This window comes from Gordonia sp. LMA484, from assembly GCF_058129505.1.
This window is the reverse complement of the sequence record NZ_CM176700.1, coordinates 2,426,349-2,450,429: the sequence shown is the minus strand read 5'-3', so window position 1 is coordinate 2,450,429 and position 24,081 is coordinate 2,426,349. Positions and strand designations below refer to the sequence as shown.

Annotated in this window: 20 protein-coding genes and 1 other RNA gene; 13 read left to right on the top strand and 8 right to left on the bottom strand. The window is 68.1% G+C overall.

What is annotated here, in order from left to right; genetic code table 11:
• Positions 1–4 precede the first annotated feature (4 nt).
• Positions 5–1,000 carry a CE1 family esterase gene (locus AC4AMJ_RS10665; RefSeq protein ID WP_489918027.1) on the bottom strand — a complete coding sequence of 332 codons (996 nt, stop codon included), beginning with the start codon at positions 998–1,000 and terminating at the stop codon, positions 5–7.
• A gap of 185 nt (positions 1,001–1,185) precedes the next feature.
• Between AC4AMJ_RS10665 and AC4AMJ_RS10660 the strand changes: the two genes are divergently transcribed.
• Entirely contained in the window at positions 1,186–2,463 is a 1,278-nt protein-coding gene (locus tag AC4AMJ_RS10660) for a family 1 glycosylhydrolase (RefSeq protein ID WP_489918415.1), read from the top strand.
• Positions 2,464–2,491: 28 nt separating this feature from the next.
• Positions 2,492–3,316 carry a maleylpyruvate isomerase family mycothiol-dependent enzyme gene (locus AC4AMJ_RS10655; RefSeq protein ID WP_489918026.1) on the top strand — a complete coding sequence of 275 codons (825 nt, stop codon included), beginning with the start codon at positions 2,492–2,494 and terminating at the stop codon, positions 3,314–3,316.
• Positions 3,317–3,451: 135 nt separating this feature from the next.
• Here the strand turns inward: AC4AMJ_RS10655 and AC4AMJ_RS10650 are convergent, their stop codons facing one another.
• The gene (locus tag AC4AMJ_RS10650) at positions 3,452–4,267 is read right to left on the bottom strand and encodes a spermidine synthase (RefSeq protein ID WP_489896215.1); all 816 of its coding nucleotides are present in this window, start codon (positions 4,265–4,267) and stop codon (positions 3,452–3,454) included.
• Between the two features lie 64 nt (positions 4,268–4,331).
• On the opposite strand from AC4AMJ_RS10650, the gene AC4AMJ_RS10645 reads away from it, so the two are divergent.
• The gene (locus AC4AMJ_RS10645) at positions 4,332–5,312 is read left to right on the top strand and encodes a cobalamin biosynthesis protein (RefSeq protein ID WP_489918025.1); all 981 of its coding nucleotides are present in this window, start codon (positions 4,332–4,334) and stop codon (positions 5,310–5,312) included.
• Here AC4AMJ_RS10645 and AC4AMJ_RS10640 read toward each other — a convergent pair.
• Positions 5,290–6,267 carry an SURF1 family cytochrome oxidase biogenesis protein gene (locus AC4AMJ_RS10640; protein ID WP_489918024.1) on the bottom strand — a complete coding sequence of 326 codons (978 nt, stop codon included), beginning with the start codon at positions 6,265–6,267 and terminating at the stop codon, positions 5,290–5,292. The two genes, AC4AMJ_RS10645 and AC4AMJ_RS10640, sit on opposite strands and share 23 nt — an antisense overlap.
• An 81-nt stretch (positions 6,268–6,348) precedes the next feature.
• Between AC4AMJ_RS10640 and AC4AMJ_RS10635 the strand changes: the two genes are divergently transcribed.
• Entirely contained in the window at positions 6,349–7,350 is a 1,002-nt protein-coding gene (locus tag AC4AMJ_RS10635) for a zinc-binding metallopeptidase family protein (protein ID WP_489918023.1), read from the top strand.
• A gap of 6 nt (positions 7,351–7,356) precedes the next feature.
• Here the strand turns inward: AC4AMJ_RS10635 and AC4AMJ_RS10630 are convergent, their stop codons facing one another.
• Both AC4AMJ_RS10630 and AC4AMJ_RS10625 read right to left on the bottom strand, forming a co-directional pair.
• Positions 7,357–7,836 carry a low molecular weight protein-tyrosine-phosphatase gene (locus tag AC4AMJ_RS10630; protein WP_489896211.1) on the bottom strand — a complete coding sequence of 160 codons (480 nt, stop codon included), beginning with the start codon at positions 7,834–7,836 and terminating at the stop codon, positions 7,357–7,359.
• Positions 7,829–8,545 (bottom strand): HAD hydrolase-like protein, encoded by a 717-nt coding sequence (locus AC4AMJ_RS10625; RefSeq protein WP_489918022.1) that lies wholly within the window; start codon positions 8,543–8,545, stop codon positions 7,829–7,831. The genes AC4AMJ_RS10630 and AC4AMJ_RS10625 overlap by 8 nt, the downstream gene beginning before the upstream one ends.
• 30 nt (positions 8,546–8,575) lie before the next feature.
• Between AC4AMJ_RS10625 and cobC the strand changes: the two genes are divergently transcribed.
• The 6 genes from cobC to AC4AMJ_RS10595 all read left to right on the top strand — a co-directional run bounded on the left by cobC (position 8,576) and on the right by AC4AMJ_RS10595 (position 14,263).
• A complete protein-coding gene (gene cobC, locus AC4AMJ_RS10620; protein WP_489918021.1) occupies positions 8,576–9,631 on the top strand; it encodes an Rv2231c family histidinol phosphate aminotransferase CobC in 1,056 nt (351 codons plus the stop codon).
• The gene (locus AC4AMJ_RS10615; protein ID WP_489918020.1) at positions 9,628–10,746 is read left to right on the top strand and encodes a Nif3-like dinuclear metal center hexameric protein; all 1,119 of its coding nucleotides are present in this window, start codon (positions 9,628–9,630) and stop codon (positions 10,744–10,746) included. The genes cobC and AC4AMJ_RS10615 overlap by 4 nt, the downstream gene beginning before the upstream one ends.
• A 171-nt stretch (positions 10,747–10,917) precedes the next feature.
• Positions 10,918–11,655, top strand: coding sequence for a zinc ribbon domain-containing protein (locus AC4AMJ_RS10610; RefSeq protein WP_489896207.1), 738 nt, complete (start codon positions 10,918–10,920; stop codon positions 11,653–11,655).
• Positions 11,655–12,323 (top strand): histidine phosphatase family protein, encoded by a 669-nt coding sequence (locus tag AC4AMJ_RS10605; RefSeq protein ID WP_489896206.1) that lies wholly within the window; start codon positions 11,655–11,657, stop codon positions 12,321–12,323. The genes AC4AMJ_RS10610 and AC4AMJ_RS10605 overlap by 1 nt, the downstream gene beginning before the upstream one ends.
• 35 nt (positions 12,324–12,358) lie before the next feature.
• Positions 12,359–12,796, top strand: an RNA gene (rnpB, locus tag AC4AMJ_RS10600) — RNase P RNA component class A.
• Positions 12,797–12,847: 51 nt separating this feature from the next.
• Entirely contained in the window at positions 12,848–14,263 is a 1,416-nt protein-coding gene (locus AC4AMJ_RS10595; RefSeq protein WP_489918019.1) for an RNB domain-containing ribonuclease, read from the top strand.
• A gap of 104 nt (positions 14,264–14,367) precedes the next feature.
• Here the strand turns inward: AC4AMJ_RS10595 and AC4AMJ_RS10590 are convergent, their stop codons facing one another.
• The 3 genes from AC4AMJ_RS10590 to panB form a co-directional block, all read right to left on the bottom strand.
• Positions 14,368–15,864 carry a CYTH and CHAD domain-containing protein gene (locus AC4AMJ_RS10590; protein WP_489896204.1) on the bottom strand — a complete coding sequence of 499 codons (1,497 nt, stop codon included), beginning with the start codon at positions 15,862–15,864 and terminating at the stop codon, positions 14,368–14,370.
• Between the two features lie 83 nt (positions 15,865–15,947).
• Positions 15,948–16,907, bottom strand: coding sequence for a prolyl aminopeptidase (gene pip, locus AC4AMJ_RS10585; RefSeq protein WP_489896203.1), 960 nt, complete (start codon positions 16,905–16,907; stop codon positions 15,948–15,950).
• A 105-nt stretch (positions 16,908–17,012) separates the two neighbouring features.
• Complete coding sequence (panB, locus tag AC4AMJ_RS10580; RefSeq protein WP_489918018.1) at positions 17,013–17,870, bottom strand: 3-methyl-2-oxobutanoate hydroxymethyltransferase; 858 nt, start codon at positions 17,868–17,870, stop codon at positions 17,013–17,015.
• Positions 17,871–18,031: 161 nt separating this feature from the next.
• Here panB and AC4AMJ_RS10575 point away from each other — a divergent pair, with 161 nt between their 5' ends.
• From AC4AMJ_RS10575 to AC4AMJ_RS10565, 3 genes are all read left to right on the top strand, one after another.
• On the top strand, positions 18,032–19,573 hold the full coding sequence (locus AC4AMJ_RS10575) for an alpha/beta fold hydrolase (RefSeq protein ID WP_489918017.1): 1,542 nt from the start codon (positions 18,032–18,034) through the stop codon (positions 19,571–19,573).
• Between the two features lie 85 nt (positions 19,574–19,658).
• Entirely contained in the window at positions 19,659–20,999 is a 1,341-nt protein-coding gene (locus tag AC4AMJ_RS10570; protein WP_489896200.1) for a glutamine synthetase family protein, read from the top strand.
• Between the two features lie 63 nt (positions 21,000–21,062).
• Positions 21,063–24,074: a bifunctional [glutamine synthetase] adenylyltransferase/[glutamine synthetase]-adenylyl-L-tyrosine phosphorylase gene (locus AC4AMJ_RS10565; RefSeq protein WP_489918016.1), complete on the top strand. Its 3,012-nt coding sequence runs from the start codon at positions 21,063–21,065 to the stop codon at positions 24,072–24,074.
• The last annotated feature ends 7 nt before the right edge of the window (positions 24,075–24,081 follow it).

Below are 24,081 nucleotides of genomic sequence, written 5' to 3'. Positions count from 1 at the left end.
CGGGTCACGATGATCCGAGCCTCGGATGGGTGAGGAAGAACCGCCAGATCAGATCCGTCGCGTTCACCGTGCCACCGGTGCTGCCGGCACTACCCGCGCTGCCGAGGATCGAGGTTCCGCCCGGAGCGGGCCAGGCGTGAGTCCCGCCGCGGATGCGGTAATGGACGATGGCGGCGCCTGCCCGGGTGCACAGCCACGACATGCGGTCGACGGCCAGATTCACCGGCACGGTGATCGGCGCATCGACGCAGCCGTCGCGGGCCACCCAGCGATGCAGCCACTCCGGGGTCGACAGGTACCGCTCGCCGAATCGCCGGCCGCCCGCGTAGGAGATTGTGCGATCGGCGGTGCCGTGAAAATCGATCAGGGATATCGCGGGTCCCTGCCGAGGACAGCCCGCGACCGCTTCCAGGTAGACCGCTGCGTTCACCGTCGCGAAGCCGGCGAACCCCGACGGCATCCGGCAGGCGAGCATGGCGACGAATCCGCCGCCGTTGGATCGCCCGATGGCATAGGTCCGGGAGCGGTCGACGCACGCGCGGGCATGCAGGTCGCGGAGAAGCGCCTGCGTGAACGCGAGATCGTCGGCGCGCGGTGATGCATACGGAGCCCCCTGCCACGCGAAACGGTTGTCTGTCCCACGCAGTCCGGTGGGATACACCACGATCGCAGGCAGCGTCGACAGCCCGGTGTAGCTCTCGAACGGTGCGACGCGCTCCGCGTGACCGTGATAGGCGAGCACCAGTGGCACCGGTTGGCGCCCGCTGTAACCGAGTGGCACATGAATCCGGAACGTGCGTACCACACCACTGACCTTCACCGTTCGGATCACGGTGGCACCTGCTCGCATCGACGAACCGGCACACCCGGCGACCTGCTGCGTCAGAGGAACCCCCGGAGCCGCCGGTGATGGCGCGATGAGTCCGAACGAGGTGACCATCACGACGATGGCGCAGACGAGAGCGAGCCGTCGCCGGGCGCGAGGTCGGGTGGCGGACATCGCAACAGAATAGGGCCTGGGGCGACCGTGCGGGCCGCAGTCGCCAGGTCTGCCGATTCGACTCGGAAGCCGCGCTCATCTGACATCCTTGGCCCGTGCCTGAGCGCGCGGCCGGCCACCGAGCGGCCATCGCATCGATCGTCGTGTTGTCGGCGACGCTGCTTGCATCCCTGCTGCCGGGCGCGATGGTCGCCTCGACCGGCCACGCGCAACCGATATCGCCCGTCGTCGCGGCCCCAGCACCGCTGCCGCGGGACTTCGCGTGGGGTGTCGCCTCGTCGGGATTTCAGAGTGAAGGCTCGTCACCGGACAGCAACTGGATGCGCTTTGTCGCATCGGGTCGCACACACGACCGGATCGGGAACTCGGTGGATTTCCGGCACCGCTACCGTGCGGACATCGCGCTCGCCGCGTCACTCGGGGTGAAGGTCTACCGCGTCGGTGTCGAGTGGGCGCGTGTCGAGCCGCGGCCGGGCGTCGTCGACCGAACCGAATTGGCCTACTACGACGCGATGATCGGCTCGATCGTCGCGGCCGGGATGCGTCCGATGATCACGCTCGACCACTGGGTCTACCCGGGATGGGTGGCCGACCGCGGGGGATGGGCGAACCCGTCCACCCCGGCGCTGTGGTTGCGCAACGCGCGTCGCGTCGTGGACCGGTACTCCCGCTATCACCCGATCTGGATCACCATCAACGAGCCGTTCTCCTACGTGACGAACGAGATCAAGATCGGAGCGCTGGCGGCGTCGGCGGCGCCGATCATGATCGACCGGCTGGTCGCGGTCCATCGCGCGATCTATCGGCACATCCACCGGCGCGACCCCGGCGCGATGGTGTCGTCGAACGTCGCCTACATCCCGACGGTCGAACCCCTTCTCGACACCGGGTTCGTCGATCGTGTGGCCGGCACCCTCGACTTCATCGGCATCGATTACTACTACTCGATCTCGCCTGCCGACACGGGTGCCTGGCATGCCGCGGTCGATGAACAGTGGCTCGCGCCGGTGTCCGCCGACGGCCTGTATTACGCCTTGCGTTCCTATGCGCGCCGCTATCCCGGTAAGCCCCTCTACGTCGTCGAGTCCGGGATGCCGACGCGCGACGGCACCCCGCGGCGCGACGGCACCCCGCGGCGCGACGGCTACCGTCGCGCCGATCATCTGCGCGACCTGGTCTACTGGTTGCAGCGGGCCCGGGGCGCCGGCATGAACGTGATCGGGTACAACTACTGGAGTCTCACCGACAACTTCGAGTGGGGAAGCTACACACCGCGATTCGGTCTCTACACAGTGGACGTCCGGACCGACCCCACACTGACGCGCCGCCCGACCGGCGCCGTCGCAGCCTATCGGCGGATAACCGGCGACAACGGGGTGCCGAGCACGTATCGGCCGACCCGCCCGGCCGAGTTCTGTTCGCTGGCCGCGGCGCCGTCGAGTTGCACCGAACCCGTGCGGTGAAAACCGCCGACAGAGAAGGAGGACGGCCGTGGCCAGAACCGTGCTGCCCGTGAAACCGGTGGTCGAGGCCTTGACCACCGAATGGGCGACCCTCGACGAGGTGGTGTCGGCGTTGTCCGACGAGCAGTGGGACATTCCGTCGGTGCTGCCCGGCTGGACGGTGGCCGACGTCGTCGCGCATGTGATCGGCACCGAGAGTCTTCTCGCAGGCCGCGACGTCGAGTCGACGCGGGATGTGGCCGCGCTCGAGCACGTCCGCAACCCCATCGGCGAACTCAACGAGCGGTGGCTCGACCACTTCCGCGGGTCGTCGCGGTCCGAGGTGATGAGCGCCTTCCGCGAGATCATCGCGGTCCGAACGGACGCACTGACGGCGATGACACAGGAGGAGTTCGAGGCCGACGCCCTGACGCCGGCGGGTCCGGACACCTATGGCCGGTTCATGCGAATCCGGGTGTTCGACTGTTGGATGCACGAGATCGACATCCGCGACAGTACGGACGGGTCCGCGCCGTCGGACCCGGTGGCGGCCACCATGGCCCTGACCGAGATCGCGTCGTCGATGCCGTTCGTCGTGGGAAAGCGCGCCGGTACGCCGAAAGGGTCGTCGGTGCTGATGAGGATCGGTGGCATCGCGCCGCGGGAGATCCGGATCGTCGTCGACGACCGTGCATCGGCGATCGACCAGTTCCCCGACGGCGATGAGTCGGCCGACGTGATCCTGACCCTGGACTGTGTGGACCTTGCGCGCCTGGCGGGCGGTCGAAAGAGCGCCGACCCGGGTCGTGTCGTGGTCGAGGGCGACCGGCAGATCGGCGAGGCGATCGTCGGCAACCTCGACTACGTGATCTGAGTACGTGTCGGCGACCGCTGCAATCGAACGTGTTGTCGACGGTTGCTTCGCCTTCTGGATCCGGGAATTCACACCAGGAAACCGGATGTAGCCCGATTGATCGACAGGTCGTCGATGTGGATGCCGCCGCGCCGGTCAGCGGGCCGGCCCCGCATCGGTGAGAACCGAGCCCGACCCGAAGTCCAGCGCTTTTCGCCCGGCCAGGATCTGCGCCGGTTGGGGATCGCTCAGCAGCGTGCGGACCAGCTCGGAGGTGGCCTCGACCGGGCGGTCGCCGGCCGCCAGGACGATGTTGCCGGTTCGGCGTCCCTTGAGCATCGCGGCGTCGGCAATCAGGGAGACGTGATCGAAGACGGACGCCGCCGTGGACACCTCCGCCCGCGCCAGTGTGAGGTCTCGGTTGTCACCGCAGTTCGCCAGGTAGACGCCTCCCGGCGCAAGGACCCGGCGGACCTGTTCGATGAACTCACGCGACGTCAGATGGCGTGGCGTGCGCGTCGCCACAAAGGCATCCCGGACGATCACGTCACGCGTCTGCTCGGTCAGCGAGCTGAGCACCTCCCGGGCGTCACCGACGCGGATGCGGAGTCGCGGGGCTCGCGGCAGGTCGAACCATTCGCGCGCCAGGCGTGCCAACTCGGCGTCGATCTCGACCGCGACCTGTCGCGATGCGGGATAACGATCCGCGAGGTACCGCGGCAGCGCACACGCCGCCGCGCCGAGATGCAACACCCGAAGTGGGGCGTCGGTGTCGTATCGGTCGCCGATCACCGCTGCCATCTGCCGCATGTACTCGAAGTCGAGTACGCCGGGGTCGGGATGGATGTGTGAACTCTGCGCGCCGTTGATGGTCAGCAGCCACCCGCCGGCAATGGTGTCGCGGGTCAGCTCGGCCACGCCGGTGTCGATCGTGTGCTTGCCGGCGACGGGTTCTGCGCGGGTTCGGGCCATCGCGATGAGTCTAGGGCGTGCAGCCGGCGCCGGACCGGCCCTCACCCGCCACTACGATCGCCGTGTGTCCGCCATTCACCGCAACGATCACCGTCGTCCGCGCCGCGGCGGGCAACGCGGGGTGGGTGTCGCGCTGGGGCTGCTCACGGGCTTCGTCGCCGACGGTGTGCTCGGTGACCCTCGGCGATACCACCCCGTGGCGGGTCTGGGGCGCGGTGCAGCCCGCGCCGAGCAGCTCCTCTACCGGGATTCGCGACTCGCCGGAACGATCTTCACGGGGATCTGCGTGGGCACCGGTTGGATGACCGGCTCCCTCGCCACGCGCGGCCGGACCACTCCCATGGTGGTCGCCGTGACCGCGGTCACCACCTGGGCCGTGCTCGGGGGTACGACCCTGGTCGGGGTGGGCGAGGCGATGGCCGATTCGCTGGACGCCGACGACCTCGAGGCGGCCCGCGATCTGGTGCCGAGTCTGTGCGGTCGTGATCCGCAGGCGCTCGACGCAGCGGGTGTCGCGCGCGCCGCGCTCGAATCGATCGCGGAGAACACCTCCGACGCGACGGTGGCGCCACTGTTCTGGGGCGCCGTCGCCGGTGCACCCGGCCTCATCGCATATCGCACCGTCAACACGCTCGACGCGATGGTGGGATATCGCAACGCCCGGTACTCGAGATTCGGATGGGCCGCCGCGCGGCTCGACGATCTGGCAAATCTGATGCCCGCACGCGTCACCGGTCTGCTCGTCGTCGTGCTCTGCGATGCGCGGCGGCGGGCCGCAGCGGCGTGGCTGCGCGATGCCCGGCATCATCCGAGCCCGAACGCCGGCGTCGTCGAATCGGCGTTCGCGGGTGCTCTCGGAGTGACGTTGGGCGGCCGCACCGTGTACCCGCACGGTGTCGAGGACCGGCCCCGGCTGGGCGGCGGGCCGTCCCCGGGTACTGCGGATCTACGTGCGGCGGTTCGACTCTCACGTGCCGTGCAGGTCGGTGCCGCGGTGGGCGCGGTGGCGCTGCGGGTGGCGCTCAGCCGCCGTAGCGGTCGGTGAGTTTGGCTCGTACGTCCGCCGATGCCGCATCGGCGTCGGGTCCGCTGCCGATCTGGCCGCGTTGTCGTGAGCTGGAGTCGGTGCCGGCATCGCGCAGGTCGGCGCGGATGCGCTCACGCCGTTTTCGTGCGGCTGACGTCGCGTGATCGTGTGCGTGCAGCGCGCCGCCGCCCTCGACCTCGACCCCGGAATCGGTTCTGGTGTCGGTGGCCGATTCGGTGGCGGGGCGTCGACGCTGGCGGATCTCGGAGTAGATGAAATAGCCGGCACCGAGCGGGGCCATGATGCCGAACGCCAGCCACTGCAGCCCGTAGGACAGGTAGGGGCCGGATTCCAGTTGTGGCAGCGGGATCTCGCCGAGCGAACCCGGCTGGTCGGGGGAGAGTTGGAGGTAGAACGGGTCGAGCGAGGTGTCGATGGCTCGGCCGACCTCGGCGGGGTCGATCGTGTAGACGGCCATGGCGCCGGCCTCGTCGTGTGCGCCACGCCCCGGCGAGGTGCCCTCGCTCTTGCGGATGCGGGCATCGATGGTCGTCTGGCCGGATGGGGCGGCGGGAATGGCCGGCAGCGTCCCCTGATCGGGCCGGACGTATCCGCGATCCACGAGGACCACTCGGGAGCCGTCGTCGAACGGGGTGAGGACCTCGACGGCCGGACGTTCCTCCACCGAGCGAAGGCGGACCAGGACTTGTTTGTCGGGTAGGTACCGCCCGGTCAACGACACCTCACGCCACTCCGTGGACGGCTCGAACGCCCGACCTGCGGGAGCCACATCGGCGATCGGCAGGGGAGCCTGCGACACCGCCGACTTGATCAGCGCGTTGCGTTGCTCCGTCGCCGTGTTCTTCCCCAGTTGCCACGGCGCCAGCAGCATGAAACACATCGCCGCGAACGCGACGACCACCACGCCGAGGGCGAGCCACCCCGGGCGCAGGAACGTCCGCAACACATGCACACCTCAACGGTACCGAGGTGGCAAAGCCGCCCCGACCCGGCCTTCGGCTGTTGGGCGCCAGAGCAAGGTACCGTTGTCGCAATGCGAGACTTCCTGTGTCGGACGTGTGGTCAGCGTCTGTCCTTCGAGAACAGCCTGTGCCTGCACTGCAAGAGTGCGTTGGGATTCTGGCTGCCCACCCGGTCCATCCACGTCCTCGACAAGGATGGCCGGGTCAAGGTCGACGGCGAGCTGCTCGAGCGGTGCGCCAACAACAAAGTGGCGCAATGTAATTGGCTGGTCAAGTGGACCGGCCTGCCGCAGATGTGCACGTCGTGCCGCCTGACTCGGACACGTCCGGCCGACACCGACGCGGAAGCGATCGTGGAATTCGGCCGTGCCGAGACCGCGAAGCGGCGGGTGATCCTGGAACTCGACGAGCTGGGCCTGCCGATCCGCGACCGTGACGAGGATCCCGACATCGGGCTCGCTTTCGACCTCTTGTCGAGTTCGGATGAGTCGGTCGTCACCGGACACGCCAACGGTGTGATCACCTTGGATCTCGCGGAAGGCGACGACGTGCACCGCGAGCAGATGCGGGTGGAACTCGAGGAGCCGTATCGCACCGTGCTGGGACACTTTCGGCATGAGATCGGGCACTATTACCAACTCGTACTGATCGACGAGGACAAGCGTCCCGAGTTCGAGAAGCTGTTCGGCAACCCCGACGAGGACTACCAGGCGGCGTTGGACCGTCACTATTCGCAGGGGGCACCGGACGGCTGGCCGCAGACCTTCGTGTCGTCCTACGCCACCATGCATCCCGCCGAGGACTTCGCCGAGACGTTCGCGCATTACCTGCACATCCGGGACACGCTCGACACGGCGGCGGCCTTCGCGATGGCGCCGGCCGGGTCGACCATCGACAGCGCACTACCCGGCGATGTCGGATTCGAGCGTCTCATCGAGTGGTGGCTCCCGCTGACCTGGGCGCTGAACCAGATCAACCGGTCGATGGGCCATCCCGACCTGTATCCGTTCGTCCTGCCGGAGAAGGTGCTCGAGAAGGTCAGGTTCGTGCACAACCTGGTGCTGCCGGCCTGACCGTCCTCAGCGGTTCTCGAGGGCCGCCTGCACCCATGCGAGCAGACCGGGGACGGCCGCCTCGATCTGCTCGCGGGTCAGCTCGAAGTCCTCACTGCCGCCGTAGTACGGGTCGTTGAGGTCGAGTTCGTCCGGGCCGGCGGCGGGGTCGAAACTACGCAGCAGGCGCACCCGGTCGCCGAGACGCTTGCGCTCGAGATCACGGACGTGCCCGGAGTCCATCGCGACCAGCAAGTCGGCGTCGAAGTGCTCTGGTGAGAGCTGGGCCGCCACATGGGCATCCGAGTATCCGTGCGCGAGCAGTTCGGTGCGCGCTCGGTTGTCTGCGGGCTCGCCGGTGTGCCAGCCGCTGGTACCGCAGCTGTTCACCAGGACACGCTCGCTCAACCCCGCGTCGTCGAGCGCCGACCGGAAGATGTTCTGTGCCATGGGCGACCGGCAGATGTTGCCGGTGCACACGAAACACACGTGCAGTTGATCAGACACCAAGTACCTCGCGCAGATGTGCAATGGACCCGACAGACCAGGTCGCCGAGCCGTCCTCCCCATCCAGAGCGTAGCCCCAACGCACCAGGACCGCTGGAATCCCGAACAGAGCTGCGCCTTCGATGTCGTGAGAACGGTCACCGATCATCACCACGGGGGCCCCGGTCACATGGGCGACGGGGTCGGCGTCGATGCCGAGTCCGTCGAGCGCATGTGCGATCACGTCCGACTTGGCGCGCCGCCGACCGTCGTCGCTCGCGCCGGCGATGACGGCAAAATGCTGCGCCAGTCCGAAGTGACTCAGGATGGCCCGGGCGGTGTTCTCGTTCTTCGACGTCGCCACCGCGAGGGTTCGTCCGGAACCGCGCAGGTCCGCGAGTACCTCGCCCATTCCGTCGAACACCGAGTTCTCCAGCCAGCCCACATCGGTATACCGCTCGCGGTATGCGCGCATCGCCGCGTCGGCCGTGGCGGCATCCATGCCGAGAGTGGTCAGCGTGTCGATCATCGGCGGGCCGGCGATCCCGGCGACGACGTCCGGTTCGGGTTCCGGGGCGCCGATCGTGGCAAGGGCGTGGCGGAAACTGTTGGCGATGCCGGCGAAGCTGTCGGTGATGGTGCCGTCGAGATCGACGAGCAGAACGGTCGACGGATCGGCAGGGTCGACGCGTGATGGTGTGAGATCGGCTGTTTCAGGCGTGTCGGTCACTGTTCCATCGTGCACGTAGGCTGGTGATTTATGACATCGGGGCTGTTCGCACGGGAGCGTCACGGCGATGCCGACGCCGAACCGGGGCTCATCGACTTCGCGGTCAACGTGCGGGGCGGTCCTCCCGACTTCCTGCGGGATGCGCTGGCCACCCGGCTTGCGGACCTGGCCCACTATCCGTCGGCCGCCGACGAGGAGCGGGCCATCTCCGCGGTGGCCGAGGCGCACGGCCGTCGTGGGAACGAGGTGCTCCTGCTGGCCGGGGCCGCCGAAGGGTTCGAGTTGCTGCCGCGGCTGCGCCCGCGGCATGCCGCGCTGATCCAGCCGTCGTTCACCGAGCCCGAGCTCGCCTTGCGCGCCGCGGGCGTGCCGATCACCGACGTGGTGCTGCCGCCGCCGTTCGAGCTCGCTTCCGCCGACGTCCCGGTCGATGCCGACCTGGTGGTCCTGGGTAATCCGACGAACCCGACGTCGGTGCTCCATCCGGTTGCCGCGATCGAGCGACTTCGCAGGCCGGGCCGCACGGTGGTGGTCGATGAGGCCTTCGCCGACATCACCCTCGATGCGACAGATGGTCGGCACGAACCGGCGTCGATCGCCGGCGAGGCTGCCACCGATGTCATCGTCATCCGCAGTGTGACAAAGACATTCGGGCTCGCCGGGCTACGCGCCGGGTATCTCCTCGCTCATCGGGATGTCATCTCGCGGCTCACCATCGGCCGTCGTCCGTGGCCGCTGGGCACGCTCGCGTTGACCGCACTGACCGAATGCATGGGCTCGATGGGGCAGAAGTACGCACAGACGCAGGCGCGTCGTGTCGCCGAGGACCGCGCGGAGATGGTTGCGCGGCTGACCCGTGCCGGGATCGAGGTCAGTGTCACGCCGTCGGCGTCCTATGTGCTCATCACGCTGCCGAACGCGCTCGAGCTGAAACAGCGGCTGCGGGGCAGGGGTTTCGCGGTCCGCAGCGCCGCCAACTTCGTCGGCCTCGACGACTCGCATGTTCGGCTGGCGGTACGTGATCCCGCCACCACCCAGACCCTGATCGACACGATCGTGGAACTACGAGAGGAGATCCGACGATGACGGCAACCGTCGCCGAAGTGATCGGTGTACTCGACCACGCGTATCCGCCGGCGCTGGCCGAGCCCTGGGATTCGGTGGGACTGGTCTGCGGGGACCCCGGTGAACCCGTCGAGTCGGTCCTCGTCTGTGTCGACGTCACCGATGACGTCGTCAGCGCCGCCCTGGACGTCGGCGCACAGCTCATCGTCGCCCACCATCCGTTGTTGCTGCGCGGGGTCGACTCGGTGGCCGCCGACACCGCCAAGGGGCGCATCGTGCACCGCCTGATCCGTTCCGGGACAGCTCTGTTCACCGCTCACACCAACGCCGACAGCGCACGCCCGGGTGTCTCGGATGCGTTGGCCGAGGTGCTGGGGGTGCTCGACACCGTCCCCATCGAGCCGAAAACGGCGGCCCCGTTGGACAAGTGGGGAGTGATGGTGCCGGAGGGCAACGCCGAACAGGTCACTGAGGCGATGTTCGCCGCCGGGGCGGGATCGATCGGGGAGTACCGCGACTGCTCGTGGTCGGTGGTGGGCAGCGGTCAGTTCGAGGCGACCGATGCCGCGAACCCCACGATCGGTGACATCGGGGAGCGCACCCGGGTTGACGAGGAACGCGTGGAGATGGTCGCCGCGAGGGGACTGCGACAACGGGTGCTGTCGGCATTGCGAGGTGCTCACCCGTATGAGGAGCCGGCCTTCGACATCCTCGAGTTGGCCGACACCGCAACCGACGTCGGACTCGGTCGGATCGGGCGCTTGGCCGAGGCGACGACGGTGGGTGTGTTCGCCGAACGGGTTGCGACCCGGCTGCACAGTCCGTCCGGTGTGCGCATCGCCGGTGACCCGGGTGCGGTGGTCGAGACGGTCGCCGTCTGCGGGGGTGCCGGGGACTCGTTACTCGACGACGTGACCGCCGCGGGCGCCGATGTCTACGTGACCGCGGATCTGCGCCATCATCCCGCCGACGAGAGTCGTCGCCGAGGAGGCCCGGCGCTCATCGACGCGGGTCACTGGGCGACCGAATTCCCGTGGTGCTCTCAGGTGTCGCGCATGCTGGCCGACCGACTCGATGTCAGCGTGACGGTGCATCGCGAACCCACCGACCCGTTCGCTGTGGTCACACGATCCTGAGCGCTTGGACCAGCGCGTCCCCGGACGCGTACCGTATGGGAGACCTGCCGTCGAGTGGGTCGCAGGCCGGGGAGGGCCCCGTGGTCGGGGTGGTTTCCGTGACAACAGCACAGAGGATGAGGCACTGGTGACGACAGCAGAGCATGTTGACGAACGATGGAGGTGGGCACGGTGAAGGTAGACGCCGGGACACAACGACAACTCCTCGATCTCGCCGATGTCGACGCCGAACTCGCCCGGATCGAGCATCGCCGGACCCACCTTCCCCAGGACGCCGAGATCGCGGAACTCGACAAGCGCCTGGACGTGGCCCGCGACGACATGGTCCGCGCCGAGATCTCCGCGGAGGACCTCACCCGCGAATACCGTCGAATGGAGGGCGAGGTCAACGGCATGTCCTCGCGCGAGGCCAAGGATTCGGCACTGTTGACGGCGGGCGGGCTGGCCCCCAAGGCGCTGTCGGAACTGCAGCACGAACTGTCGGGACTGGCTCGACGGCGGGCCTCGATCGAGGACGACATGCTCGCCGTGATGGAACAGCAGGAAGCGGTCGACACCGAGAAGCAGCGCGCGGCCGCGACCGTCGAACACCTCGACGACGAATTGGTTCGCGTACGCGAGACGCGGGCCGCGGCGATGAGCGAGGTGGAGGCCGACCAGGAGGCTGCGGCGGCGCGTCGGGCGGCGATCGTGGGCGACATCGCCCCCGAACTGCTGGCCATCTACGACAAGCAGCGTGCGTCCGGCCGCGTCGGGGCGGGGTTGCTGCGCGCCCGCCGATGTGGTGCCTGCCGAATGGAACTCGACCGCGGGACGATCGCGTCGATCGCCGCCAAGGAACCCGAGGACGTGGTGCGCTGTGAGGAGTGCGGTGCGATCCTGATCCGGACGTCGGAGTCGGGACTCTAGTGGCCACCTCCGTCGCGGCCGACGAGAAGGCTCCGAGCTGGCAGGGCCAGCGCCAACTTCCCACCCGGTTGCTGCTGCTGCGGCACGGCCAGACGGCGCTGTCGGTGCAGCGGCGGTATTCGGGTCGGGGCAATCCGGATCTGACGGACGCCGGTATGGCGCAGGCGCAGGCCGCGGCGGCGCGACTCGGCGCTGCCTCCGACATCGCGGCGGTGATCGCCTCGCCGTTGCAGCGCGCCATGACCACGGCGCATTGTGTCGCCGAACGGTTGGGGATCGAGGTCGAGGTCGATGACGGGTTCATCGAGACCGACTTCGGTGCGTGGGAGGGATTGACCTTCACCGAGGCCGCCGAACGAGACCCGGAGCTGCATGCCCGATGGCTGGCCGACACCGAGGTCCCCGCTCCGGGTGGCGAGAGTTTCGCGCAGGTGGCGCAGCGGGTGCTCGACGCGAAACAGTCGCTGCTGGACCGCTACCCGGGCCGCACGCTTCTCGTGGTCTCGCACGTCACCCCCATCAAGTTGCTGCTGCGTGATGCGCTCGCGACCGGACCCGAACTGCTGTTCCGCCTGCACCTCGATCTCGCGTCGCTGTCCATCGCGGAGTTCTATCCGGACGGCGGCTCCGTGGTGAAACTCGTCAACGACACCGGACACCTCGCCTGACGGTCGGCCACCCACCGCTATCCTGTGTGAGCGAACGAGTCGGCCGGGCGGCCGCGGCGCGCGGAACGACCCGGTTCTCCGGGTACGCCGCCGTCGAGGAAAGTCCGGACTCCACACAGCAGGGTGGTTGTTAACGGCAACCCGGGGTGACCCGCGGGACAGTGCCACAGAAAACAGACCGCCGCCGCGTACCGGTTCCTCGGGAATCGGGGGTGGCGGTAAGGGTGAAACGGTGCGGTAAGAGCGCACCAGCGACACGGGTGACCGCGTCGGCTTGGTAAACCCCACCCGGAGCAAGGCCGAAGCGCGCATCGCGGGTGACCGCGGGTGCGCGTGCGCGGGTGTTCGAGGGCTGCTTGCCCGAGCCCGCGGGTGGGCCGCTCGAGGTACCCGGCGACGGAGTACCCAGATGGATGGTCGCCGCCCGGTCTCACGACCGGGGACAGGATCCGGCTTACACGCCGGCTCGTTCGCCCTCATGTTGTCCGCCTGCCGACCGGCCCTGGTCGCCTACAGTCGGTGGGGTGCAGCACGTACTGTCGGTTCCCGATCTGGACTTCGATGCGGTTCGGACCGAACTCGGAGTGAGTGAGGACTACGGTGTCGCGGCTCAGGCAGAAGCTGATCATTGCCGCGACCGATACGCGGACGTGCGCGAGGACCGCACCGGCCTGCCGTTCGTCACCATAGATCCCCCGACCTCGCTGGACCTCGACCAGGCGGTCCACATCGTGGCCGACGACGACGGCTTCGAGGTGAACTACGCGATCGCCGACGTCGCCGCGCTCATCGAGCCGGAGGGGGCACTCGATCAGGAGAGCCGCCGTCGCGGCACCACGGTCTACTTCCCCGATCGGTCCGTACCGTTGCATCCGCGCTCGCTCTCGGAGGGTGCGGGCTCGCTGCTGCCCGAGCAGGCCAGGCCCTGCGTGCTCTGGACCATCCGGGTCACTCCGGACGGGGCGGTCGGGGCGGTCACCGTGCGCCGGGCGAGGATCCGGTCGGTGGCCAAACTCGACTACGCGGGCGTCGCACGCGATGCCGTCGCCGGTCGTCTCCACCCGTCGATCGCGGCGTTACCGGCGTTCGGGGAACTCCGGCAACGGGTGGCGCTCGATCGCGGCGCGGTGGAACTCGACCTGCCCGATCAGGAGGTGGTGAGCGACGGCGAGGCGTGGACGATCCGGCTCGCCCCGCACACCGACGCCGACATGTGGAACTCGCAGCTGTCGCTGCTGACCGGGATGTGTGCGGGTCAGATCATGTCGGACGCCGGCGTGGGACTGCTGCGGACCCTGCCGCCGGCCGAGGAGCGCTCGGTGGCCGCCCTGCGGGCGGCAGCCAGATCGCTGGACATCGATTGGCCTGCCGGGCTGTCGGTGGGGCGCTTTCTGGCCGGACTGCCCAAGGACGAACCGTCGACGCTGGCCCTCATGTCGGCAGGCGCGACACTCATGCGCGGCGCCGACTATCTCGTCCTGGATCCCGCGGAGGAGTCGCCCGCCTCAGATCGGATGCGGCACGCTGCGATCGGTGGTGTCTACGCGCATGTGACGGCCCCGTTGCGCCGGCTCGGCGACCGGTTCGCGACGGAGGTCTGCCTGGCTGTGACGTCGGGCAGTCCGGTCCCCGATTGGGTCTCTCGCGCACTGCCCACGCTGCCGAAGATCTTGCGGTCGGCGGACTCGCTCGCGTCGGCGGCCGACCGTGCGAGCATCGACCTCACCGAGGCCGTGCTCCTGGCGGGGCGGGTGGGGCAGAGCTTCGACGCGGTGGTGGTGCACGCGGCGACCGAACATCGCCCGGCCCAGGTGTTCCTCACCGAGCTCGCCGTGATCGCCCCGTGTGAGGGCAACCCCGAGCAGGGGTATCGCCTGTCGGTCGTGCTGACCGAAGCCGATCCGCACGCCCGCCGGGTGCGATTCGCCCCGTCACCGTGATCACGGGCGGGTCCCCAACCGGTTCTTTCCGCCGGCTCCGCACTCGTCCGGCTGAAACTTCGCTCGGATGAATCAGTAAGCAGCGGAAGAACTTTGGGGATGGGTCACAGACCCTTGGCGGCCTTCCGGTAGGCGTCGAGTGCCCGATGTGCGTCGGTCTCCTGCCGCGCATCGATCCGGCCGAGCGCGAACATGTCCGCACCCGAAAGGTTTCCGGAGGCGGCGATCTCGCTGAGGCGGCGGCGGTTGATCTGGGTGTCGTTGAAGTCTCCGAGCGCGGACTGGATGGACTTGGCGACCTTGGCCACCTTCTTGTGACGCTTCTTCTCCAACGGGGTGGCGGCGTCGGTGCTGTACCGCAGCCGCTTTGCCCTCTTGCGGATCTTGTGCAGCTGCTCGGTCCACTCCTCGGACCCCTCGGCGAGCGTGGCCAGCTTCTCTTGTGCCTTGCGGATGTGCTTGCGGTTTCGCGCAATCGCGCGATCCACGGCGATGCTCGCGTCGAGTTCTGCGTCCGGCCCCGGCGGCGGTGAAGCGATGAGTTCATCGATGGCGTCGAGCAACCTGAAGTAGCGATCCGAGTTCATCGCGCCATGTGCCGCCTTGATCGCGTGATCATGGATGGCGGTCTCGCTGCCGGCGAGTTCGGCGATGAGCGCCGGGGAGGCGTTCTCGGCGCGGAGCACGGCGTCGTCGAGGGCCAGCTGCACTTCGGAATCGCGGGCATCACCGAGTATCCGCGCCAGCAGCTTGAGTTCGTTGCTCAGATGGTCGGTCCGATCGGCGTCGAGGACCGTCGGGAAGCCGGAGAAGACGCTGCGCAGGCGGCGGCAGGAGACCCGCATCTGGTGCACGGCATCATCGGCGTCGATTCGCACCAGCGGGTCATAGGTCAGCAACGAGTTCCGGTGGATGGCGATGTCGGTCACCACCAGCTCGATCGCGGTGGGACGCTTGCCGAGATGAGGTTCCACGACCGTCGGCGTCGCGCCGATCGCCCGGGCCAGCTTCGATGCCGACGACGGCTCCCGCCCGCCGGCGCCGCGCAGAAGTTTCTCGGCGGCCTTGAGCAGCCGGGTGTTGTCGGCATTGCCGAACAGTTCGAACTCCCATTCCGCCCACTCCTGGAAATGCCCGCCGGGTAGCAGCGACTGAGCGGTGACCAGATCTTCGGCGAACTCGGCGACCGGGCGACCGTCGGCGCCCTTGAGCCTGGTGACGGTTCGGGTGGTGGACAGTGCGGCGACCGGGATGAGCTTGCGGGTCCGGGTCAGGGCCACCACCGGCGTGATCAGTTCGGACGGCAGGTCGCCGTCGGCGGGTGCATCGTCGAAACCGACGTGCATCTCGCGCCGTGCGCCCACGGTTCCGGTCGGACGCTTGAGGTGCCATCCGGCATCGTGCCCGCCGGTGCGCCGGCGCATCGTGATCCGGTTGCCGGCCAGATCGAGGTTCTCGGTGTCGAAGTAGGTGGCGTCGAGCTGGAACGTCTCCGGCTCGTCGGCTCCGATCACTCCCGGCAGGACCCGTAGATCCGGTGCGGTGTGCCCCGCATCCACGTCGAACTTCAGCTCAACCTCGACCAGCTCGGATGCCGCCACCCATTCCTCCTGTCACGTGCCCGGGTGCGGTTGCACCGCACCCGGATCGTCCGTTCTGACGAGTCTAGAGACCGACAGGGCAACTAGAGCGGCCGGTCGGCGAACTCGTCCGTGGCGGTGATCAGGTGATGCTTGATCCCGGGTTCGAACGACGCGTGGCCGGCGTCATCGACGATGTGCAACGTCGCGCCGGGCCATGCCCGGTGCAGATCCCAGGCGCTGCGGGCCGGGCAGACGACGTCGTAACGTCCTTGCACGATGACACCCGGGATGTGCGCGATCCGGTCGATGTCCCTGATCAGCTGTCCGTCGTCGAGGAAGCCATGGTTGACGAAATAGTGATTCTCGATGGATGCGAACGCGAGGGCGAAACGCGGATCGCCCTCCTCCTCTGATTTCTTCGGGAGCAGATAGCTGGTCGCCTGCTCCCAGCCGGTCCAGGCGAGCGCGGCTTCTTGCGCAACGGATCGGTCGGGGGAGGTGAGCAGCCGGTGATACGCGGCGACGAGGTCCCCGTTGCGCTCCGCCTCGGGTATCGGCGCGAGGTAGGACTCCCACAGATCCGGGTAGATGTGGGCTGCACCGCCGTTGTAGTACCAGTCGATCTCACTGCGCCGCAGCAGAAAGATCCCGCGCAGCACGAGCTCGGTGACCCGGTCGGGATGAGTCTGCGCATAGGCGAGGCCGAGTGTCGAACCCCACGAGCCGCCGAACACCTGCCAGCGCCGGATGCCGAGGTGTTCCCGAAGCCGTTCCATGTCGCCGATCAGGCCGGCAGTGGTGTTGAGCGCCAGATCGGCGCCGTCGGCGATGTGTGGCCGTGACTTCCCGCAGCCGCGCTGATCGAAGAGCACGATGCGGTAGCGGTCGGGATCGAAGAATCGGCGCTGATCCGGCGACGTACCTCCACCGGGTCCCCCGTGCACGAACACCACCGGCTTGCCCTCGGGGTCACCGGAGGTCTCCCAGTAGATCTCCTGCCCGTCCCCGACGTCGAGGTGGCCGTGCTGGTACGGGTCGATTTCGGGATAGAAGTCGCGCATGGAGCAACCCTAATGCGAACAGCGGGCCGTTCCGATCACCGCGGGTCCGTCGAGCGGCTCGCGTTCACCGGAACAACCCACGTCGTTCGTGGTCGGTGCCGTGCGTCAGTAGCTGTGTTCGGGGGCCGGGAACGTTCCGCGACGGACCTCGTCGGCGTATTGCTCGGCGGCGGACCGCAATTGCGATCCGATGTCGGCGAAACGCTTGACGAACTTGGCGGTCTTGCCGTGGGTGAGTCCGGCCATGTCCTGCCAGACGAGGACCTGTGCGTCGGTTTCGTTGCCTGCGCCGATGCCGACCGTCGGGATGGTGAGTTTGCGGGTGATCTGGCCGGCGAGATCGGCCGGGACCATCTCCATCACCACGGCGAAGGCGCCGGCCTCCTGGACGGCGATCGCGTCGGCGACCAGCTGGTCGCCGGCGTCACCACGGCCTTGGACACGGTAGCCGCCGAGGCCGTTCACACTCTGCGGGGTGAAGCCGATGTGCGCCATGACCGGGATGCCCGCAGCGGTGAGTGTCGCGATCTGGTCGGCGACGCGTTCACCACCCTCGAGCTTGATCGCATGCGCGCCGGTCTCCTTGAAGATCTTCACCGCGGACTCGAGTGCCTGCTGCGGGCCGGCCTCGTAGCTGCCGAACGGCAGGTCGGCGACGACCAGGGCGTGCGGCGCACCACGGACCACGGCGCGGATCAGAGGGATGAGTTCGTCCACGCTCACCGGGATCGTGGTGTCGTAACCGAGGACGACGTTCGCCGCGGAGTCGCCGACCAGCAACACGGGGATCTCGGCGGCGTCGAAGACGCGAGCCGTCGAGTAATCGTAGCAGGTGAGCATCGACCACTTCTCGCCATCGGCCTTCATCTGGGCCAGATGCTGCACGCGAGTGGGGCGACGACGAAGAGAGGCGGAATCAGCCGTGACCGGGCCGGACGCGCCATACACCGAAGATTCGGACATCATTGTCTCTTTTCTGCCTCGAGTCCTGAACTGCAGGTACCCGGGTTGGGTTGGACACTGACATTGTGTCACCGGTCGGTGCGTGGATAAATGCTCGTGACCTGTGGTTTTTCTCACACATTGATCCGCTCCCGGCGTGGTTGCGACCGTAGGATCGCGCCATGGCGACCACAGCGGGCACCTGGCACGGCCGATGTGTGGTCGCCGTGATCGTCGCCGCGTCGGCGCTGGTGGGCTGCGACATCCATCCCGCGAACGGCGAGATCGGGTGGCATGCATGTGGTCCGTCCGACGGCGTCGATCGGGCCTCGATCGGTGCGGTGCCCGCAGCGGTGAGCCGGCGGCTGACGTGCGGACGCCTCGACGTCGCGCTCGACCCGGGTGACCCGGTGGCGGGCACCGTGAGCCTGGCCGTCGCGCGCCTGCGGGCACGTGGCCCGAGTCGTGGGGTGGTGGTGACCGATCCCGGTGGTCCGGGCCGGTCCGGAGTGCAGAATCTCGTCGGCTCGGCCACCGGACTGGCGGCCGACTCCGTGGCCGACAGGCACGACATCGTCTCCCTCGATCCGCGCGGCGTCGGCGCCTCGCGCCCGACGATCAGGTGTCGGACCGATGCCGAGCGGGACTCCGAACGGGCGATGGACTTCGGCGACCGATCGCCGGCGGGAATCGCGCGCATCGAGCGATATCGGCAGGAACTCGCACAACGCTGTCGTGAGCGTGTCGGTGCGGCATTTCTCGCGCGGGTCGGCACCGACTTCGTGGTGCAGGATCTCGATCACGTGCGCGCTGCGCTCGACGTCGACCAGATCTCGTTTGTGGGCCACTCGTACGGCACCCGGATCGGGATCGAGTACGCGCGACGTTTCCCGTCCCGGATCCGGGCGCTGGTCCTCGACGGGGTCGTCGACCCGGCCGAGGATCCGATCGACGCCGCGGTCGATCAACTGGCCGGTTTCCAGCACGCGTTCGATGCCTTCGCCGCCGACTGCGTCGGTCGGCCGTCGTGTCCGCTCGGCCAACGGACACAGAATTCGGTTGCGGTGTACCGCGAACTTCTGAGGCCGCTGATCACGGCACCGGTACGGGCGGGCGACCGCACCCTGTCGGCTGCCGATGCCGAGACCGGCACCGTCGCCGCGCTGTACCGGGAGTCGACGTGGTCGGACCTGGGTGCCGCGCTCACGTCCTTGGCCGCCGGCGACGGTTCGGGTCTGCTGCGCCTGGCCGACTCCTCTGAGGGCCGCGACCCCGACGGCCACTACGACCCGATGCAGGACGCCCTCCTGGCCATCGGTTGCGCCGACGAGACCCGGATTCCCGACCGCGCGCGCCACGACGAGTTCGACCGCCGAGCGCGGGTCGCGGCGCCGTTCCGTGACGACGCGCGCGGTACCGGGCGCGGGCCGGTGGGCGTGTGTGAGTTCTGGACACCGGCCGCGCAGTCGCCGGTGCCCGGCGGTCCGCCCGGAACCGGTCGGTTTCCGCAGGAGGTGCCACGCATACTCGTCGTCGCCGGCACCGGCGACCCGGCGACGCCATTCGCGACCGGAGCCCGATTCGCGTCGATGGTCGGAGCCGGATTCATCCGCGTGCTCGGCGATCGGCACTCCGCGGTCTTCACCGGCAATCGGTGCGTCGACACCGCCGTCGACGACTACTTGACCGATCTCACGGTGCCGCAGCTGCCTCTCACATGCTGAGATTCGATCTGCATAACCGCAGGAAGCAGAGTTCGACTTGTACATGTAACACGGATTTAACAGCGTACTTCTAATGTCCGGAGTCATGGATCGCCAAAAGGAATTCGTGCTGCGGACCCTCGAAGAGCGCGACATCCGATTCGTGAGGTTGTGGTTCACCGACGTTCTCGGCTATCTGAAGTCCGTGGCGATCGCACCGGCCGAGCTCGAGGGTGCGTTCGCCGAGGGTATCGGATTCGACGGCTCGGCCATCGAGGGGTTCTCGCGCGTCTCGGAGGCCGACACCGTCGCGAAGCCGGATCCGTCGACCTTTCAGATCCTGCCGTGGACCACATCGAGTGGACGTCATCACTCGGCGCGGATGTTCTGCGACATCGCGATGCCCGACGGCACCCCGAGCTGGGCCGACTCGCGGCATGTGCTCCGGCGCCAGCTGAACAAGGCCGCCGATCAGGGCTTCAGCTGCTACGTGCATCCCGAGATCGAGTTCTTCCTCCTCAAGGACGCGCCACTGGACGGGACCGTGCCGACTCCGGCCGACTCCGGCGGCTATTTCGACCAGGCCGTGCACGACGCCGCCCCCAACTTCCGCCGTCATGCGATCGAGGCGCTGGAGTCGATGGGCATCTCGGTCGAGTTCTCCCACCACGAGGGCGCACCGGGCCAGCAGGAGATCGACCTCCGCTATGCCGACGCACTGTCCATGGCCGACAACGTGATGACCTTCCGCTACGTGGTCAAGGAGGTTGCCATCGACGAGGGCACCTGGGCGACCTTCATGCCGAAGCCGTTCAGCGAACATCCCGGTTCGGCCATGCACACGCACATGAGCTTGTTCGAAGGCGACACCAACGCCTTCCACAACCCCGACGACCCGATGCAGCTGTCGGACACCGGCAAGAAGTTCATCGCGGGCATCCTGCACCACGCCAGCGAGATCAGTGCGGTCACCAACCAGTGGGTCAACTCGTACAAACGATTGATCCACGGCGGTGAGGCGCCCACGGCGGCCACCTGGGGTGGCGCGAACCGCTCGGCGTTGGTCCGCCTGCCGCTCTACACGCCGAACAAGGCGTCGTCGCGACGGATCGAGGTCCGCAGCCCCGACTCGGCATGCAACCCGTATCTGACGTTCGCGGTGCTGCTCGCCGCCGGCCTCAAGGGCATCTCCGAAGGGTACGAGCTGCCCGAGGAGGCCGAGGACGATGTGTGGGCGCTGACGCCCGCCGAGCGACGGGCGATGGGTTACCGCGAACTGCCGGGCAGCCTCGCCGAGGCGCTGGGAGAGATGGAGAAGTCCGAGCTCGTCGCCGAGGCCCTCGGAGAGCACGTATTCGACTACTTCCTGCGCAACAAGTGGACCGAATGGACCAACTACCGCAGCCTGGTCACGCCCTACGAGCTGAAGAGCTACCTGCCGCTGTAACGCGTCCTCACGCGGGGGTGCCCTGACGGAGAGGTTGGCGGTGGCGCCCGCTACCTTTTGGGTGTGACTTCACTTCGCGGACGCGGCCGCGTCCCCAGCGCCGGGCGGCTCGGGCTGCTCGAGAAGACAGCGCCGGGCCACCTCTCGGAGCTGGAGTGGGACAACGACGATTCGGTCGACGTCCTGTGGGCGCTGTCGCGCGCCCCGGACGCCGATCTGGCGTTGCGTGCGTTGATCCGGATCAAGGGCATGGTGGCCGACGACTGGGCCGAGATCGACCAGCTGATCCGTACGGACACGACCTTTCGTGGCCGACTGTTCGCCGTCCTCGGTGCATCGGACGCGCTCGGCGACCACCTGGTCGCCGAACCCGGGAGCTGGCGACTGCTGACGCGTCCGGACCTCCCGACGGTCGAGGAGATGAACGAGCGGATGCTCGCGTCCGTCGGCGCGACGCCCGAGCCCGGAGAACTCGACAAGGGCAACAAGGTCTACCGGGCCGTCACCACCGGCCCCAAGGCGATCGTTGCGCTTCGGATCGCGTACCGGAACCTGTTGCTGGAGTTGGCAGCTCACGACGTCGCCGCGACCGTGGAAAACGAGCCGGTAATCTACCTGCCGCAGGTCGGTGCGTTCCTGGCCGATGCCGCCGACGCGGCCCTGACCGCCGCTCTGTCCGTCGCGATCACCGAGGTCTGCGGCGACAAACCTCTTCCCGTGCGGCTGGCGGTCATCGCGATGGGCAAATGCGGTGCGCGTGAACTCAACTACGTCAGCGACGTCGACGTCGTATTCGTCAGCGAACCCGCCGACGGCGTGTCGGCACGCATTGCCGGCGAGTTGATGCGGGTCGGATCGCTGGCGTTCTTCGAGGTCGACGCCGCGCTGCGACCCGAGGGCAAGGCCGGCGCGCTGACCCGCACGCTCGACTCGCACGTCGCCTACTACCGGCGCTGGGCGAAGACGTGGGAGTTCCAGGCGCTGCTCAAGGCCCGTCCGATGACCGGCGACATGCAACTCGCCGACGACTACATCGCCGCGCTCGATCCGATGGTGTGGGCCGCCGCGGAGCGCGAGGATTTCGTGCCCGAGGTGCAGGCGATGCGTCGCCGCGTCGAATCCCTCGTACCGGAGGAGCTGCGCGAGCGCAACCTGAAGCTCGGCAGCGGCAGTCTGCGTGATGTCGAGTTCGCCGTCCAGCTGCTCCAGATGGTGCACGGCCGCGTCGACGAGGAGATCCGCACCAAGGCCACGGTCGATGCACTCACCGCATTGACCGCCGGCGGATACGTCGGGCGCGACGACGGAGCGAATCTCAATGCGTCCTATCAGTTCCTGCGCGCACTCGAGCACCGACTGCAATTGCAGCGGCTGTCGCGCACCCACCTGCTGCCCGCATTCGACGATGTCGACAACATGCGCTGGCTCGCACGCGCGGCGCACATCCGTCAGGAGGGGGAGTTCGATCCGACGGCGGTGCTGCGTGAGGAGCTCAAGCGACAGAAGGCCCGCATCCGCCGACTGCACGAGAAGCTCTTCTATCGTCCGCTGCTCAATGCCGCGACCCGGTTCAACAGCGACGAGCTGACGCTGACCGACAAGTCGGCCGAACGCCGCCTTTCCGCTCTCGGCTACGCGAAACCCGAACGCGCGCTGAGTCATATCCGAGCATTGGCGTCGTCGCCGGGGCGGCGTGGGCAGATCCAGCTGCTGATTCTTCCGTCGCTTCTGGAGTGGATCGGCAACACCCCCGATGCCGACGCGGGGCTCCTGAACTACCGCCGCCTGTGCGACGTCATGGATGACGCGGAGTGGTTCATCCGGCTGCTGCGCGACGACGGTGTCGTCGCCGAACGGTTGATGCATGTGCTCGGTACCTCCGAGTACATCGCCAACCTGCTGATGCGTTCGCCGGAGGTGATCCATCTCTACTCGGACGGCACCAACGGCCCGAAGCTGCGTGAGGTCGATCCGCGCGACGTCGCCAAAGGGCTCATCGCGTCGACCGTTCGCCAATCAGACCTGAAACGCGCCGTGGCGGCGGCGCGTTCGCATCGGCGCTTCGAGCTCGCCCGGATCGCATCCGCCGACATCCTGGGAATGATGAACGTCCCCGAGGTGTGCGCTGCGCTGTCGAGCGTGTGGGCTGCGGTGTTGAACGCGGCCCTGACCGTCGTCATCGCGGAGTCCGAGCGCGACCGCGGCGAACCCGCCCCGGCCCGGATCGCGGTGATCGGGATGGGTCGCCTCGGCGGCGGCGAACTGGGGTATGGCTCGGACGCCGATGTGCTCTTCGTGTGTCAGCCGCAGCCGGGCGTGAACGAGGCGGCGGCGGTCCGCTGGTCCCAGACGATCGCGGAGAAGGTCCGCTCGATGCTGGGCTCCCCGAGCGAGGATCCCCCGCTCGAGGTCGACACCGGACTACGCCCCGAAGGGCGCAACGGGCCGGTCGTCCGGACGTTGGCCGCCTACGCGGCCTACTACGAGCAGTGGGCGCAGCCCTGGGAGATCCAGGCGTTGCTGCGCGCTCATCAGGTTGCGGGCGACGACGATCTCGGTGTCGAGTTCCTCCACATGGCCGACCGGATCCGCTACCCGGCAGGAGGGGTGTCGGCGGAGGCGGTGAAGGAGATCCGCCGGATCAAGGCCCGTGTCGACTCCGAGCGATTGCCGCGCGGTGCCGATCCGGCGACCCATACGAAGCTGGGTCGCGGTGGGCTCGCCGACGTCGAATGGACCGTGCAGCTCATGCAGTTGCGGTACGCGCATCGATACGAATCCCTCCACAACACGTCGACGTTGCAGTCGCTCGATGCGATCGGCGCGCTGGAACTGCTCGGCGAGAACGACGTAGCGCTCCTCAAGGAGGCGTGGCTGACGGCCACCCAAGCGCGTAACGCCCTGGTATTGGTGCGGGGCAAGCCGGTCGATCAGCTCCCGGCGCCCGGCTCGCAGCTGCGTGCAGTGGCCTATGCCGCGGGCTGGCCGGAGGACCAGGCCGCCGAATTCCTGGAGAACTACCTTCGCGTGACCCGCCGGGCGAAGACGGTCGTGCGCAAGGTCTTCGGCGCGTGATCGGCAG